This window comes from Marinifilum caeruleilacunae, from assembly GCF_013141825.1.
In the GTDB taxonomy this organism is placed as follows: Bacteria; Bacteroidota; Bacteroidia; order Bacteroidales; family Marinifilaceae; genus Marinifilum; species Marinifilum caeruleilacunae.
In genome coordinates, this window is the sequence record NZ_RZNH01000176.1 from 1 (window position 1) to 417 (window position 417).

Below are 417 nucleotides of genomic sequence, written 5' to 3' on the forward strand. Positions count from 1 at the left end.
TAACAGATATTACCCAAGCTAAAGTAACATATATACCATCAATTAAAACACTACTAATCCATGAAGGTATAAAACTATTTGCAAGTATTCCTCTTAACCAAACCTCAATATTACCAAACATGTTTGATAATAATTCTGACGGATAGTTTGCAAGAGTTATTGTAATCCAAAGTACTATTAATAGTAAAACTATCATTATAGGAATTCCAGTAATCTTTGATACAAGTAACTTATCTATCTTCTTATGGAATTCGTTATACCTATCTCTTTCTTTTACTACATCTTTTGCAACCATTTCTGCATTCTTAACTAATGTTTCTACTATCTCATCTTCTATTGATTTTTCAACGCTTACTTCTTCTCTTATTTTGTTTACTTTGTCCATAGAATAATTATCAATATTAAACTTTTTAACTA

Annotated in this window: 1 pseudogene; it reads right to left on the reverse strand. The window is 27.3% G+C overall.

The annotated features are described in order from the left end of the window. A pseudogene (locus ELS83_RS21935) lies at window positions 1-385 on the reverse strand (hypothetical protein); the annotation flags it as partial. Between the last annotated feature and the right edge of the window lie 32 nt (window positions 386-417).